This is a genomic window from Phyllobacterium sp. P5_D12 (assembly GCF_054049495.1).
The window spans coordinates 1-1,644 of record NZ_JBFUMG010000766.1 but is presented as its reverse complement, the minus strand read 5'-3'; the positions used below and the strand labels follow the sequence as shown (position 1 = coordinate 1,644).

2 protein-coding genes are annotated in these 1,644 nt (G+C 56.0%); one reads left to right on the top strand and one right to left on the bottom strand.

Features of this window, described 5'->3' with window-relative positions; genetic code table 11:
• Positions 1-634, bottom strand: a 634-nt coding sequence (locus tag ACXJ5O_RS26210) for a recombinase family protein (RefSeq protein WP_457302462.1), incomplete at its 3' end; no start/stop codon positions are given.
• A 380-nt stretch (positions 635-1,014) separates the two neighbouring features.
• Here ACXJ5O_RS26210 and ACXJ5O_RS26205 point away from each other — a divergent pair.
• On the top strand, positions 1,015-1,212 hold the full coding sequence (locus ACXJ5O_RS26205) for a hypothetical protein (protein WP_457302461.1): 198 nt from the start codon (positions 1,015-1,017) through the stop codon (positions 1,210-1,212).
• Positions 1,213-1,644 lie beyond the last annotated feature (432 nt).

Here is a 1,644-nt window from a genome sequence, read left to right as displayed (position 1 = left end):
GGCGGTCGACCGACCATTTCTGACCGCTCTCCCGATTGAGGCTGCGCGCTACGTCTTCCCACGGATGGTCTGGCCGCATGCGCTGCACGACAGGCAGCCAGGACGGCATAGTCGCCGTCAAATCCGCCAGATGGCCGCGCTGACGAGCCCGCGATGTCTTGGCAATGGCTTCGGGGTTCCGGTCGCGCAGCCCGGGATTGCCTGGCAGTTTGCCACGTGCCCTGGCGGCCTTGATCCCTGCCTTGGTGCGCTCAGAAATCAGCGCACGCTCCAACTGGGCGACAGCACCCAGAACCTGTAGCGAGAACATGCCCTGCGGCGTCGATGTATCGATTGGATCGTGCAACGAGCGGAAATGAGCGCCCTTCTCTTCCAACTGTTCGATTACATGCAGCAAATGGCTCACGGAACGGGCCAGCCGATCGAGCCTCACCACTATCAGGACCTGGCCTGCTTTGATTTCGCGCACAAGTCCCGCCAGCACCGGCCGGGCGCGTGAACCGCCGGAGCCCTGTTCCTCAAAAATTATGTGACAGCCAGCGGCTTTCAGCTCTATCAGTTGGGCATCATTCGTCTGCTCATCCGTGGATACACGCGCATAGCCAATCAGACGGTGTAAGAGTTGGGGTTTCATACTTGGATTCTAGCAACGGAACTACGTTTGTACAATATCGGAAGTGGTGAGTAAACGGTCAGTTGAAAATGCCGATAATAGGCGAGCAGCCAACTCTACCGGCGTCAAAACGCCCAAAATACAAGGAAACCGGCATTTAACCAAGGAGAGGAGCGCGTTGCACTCTCGAGAGCGCTAGATCAGTCGTCGCTGTTCGGTGTAACGATCAAATTGGTAATGCAGCAGTCCGGTAAGATGAAGCTATCRCATAGTTAGGTGCTGTTAAAGAAAAAACATTAACCTAAACAATATGTTAATTGACAAGGACAGCGGTGCAAGTAAGTCAGATATGCAGTAACCGGATCATGGACGATTGAGAGGATTCACACACGAGTCGACGTGTGTTCACTCAGCTCATGCAGAAGCTGCCGTCTGTTGAATCGGTCGAGACGCTTTCGCTTGGTGCGATGCGCAAGCTTGCGGCTGGTCTTGCTCAGCCACCGTTCGTCACCGTCACGATACTGGTGCGTGTCATGCACTGGGATGGGACTGATGCTTCAAACGGCTCGCCCCATCTCTCCAACCCTCAGCGCCTTTAGTCCGGAGTGGCGCGCAAAGTCCAATCATCCTTCAACCGTCGAGCATCGGGGCGGAGGCATCCAAGGGCAGGCAAGCCGCGGCTATCACGAATGTTCTGGAGACACAATCCGTGATGAACCAACTTTGCATCCCTTGCACGCAAGGAAAGCGGGGTTAGCTGATGCAACTTGGGGTGAGGTTGTTGTTGGCAGCAGCCCAAGAGGACATTCGCCACCCCGAGGGGTCGCATGGACGCCCGGTTGAATTTGAGCACGCCCGGAGATTTGCTCCAGTTACTGATATGCAGACCTGATGCGGTTGCGATTGGCGCAAGCGGCACTCAAGATCGTCAGCGCGCCTACGCGAGATGATGGGCAGGGTGAGATTGATCGTTGGTGGCCGATTGTGACGGTGTTGATTTCGGGCCGGTGCTTAATAATACGACTTGGCCG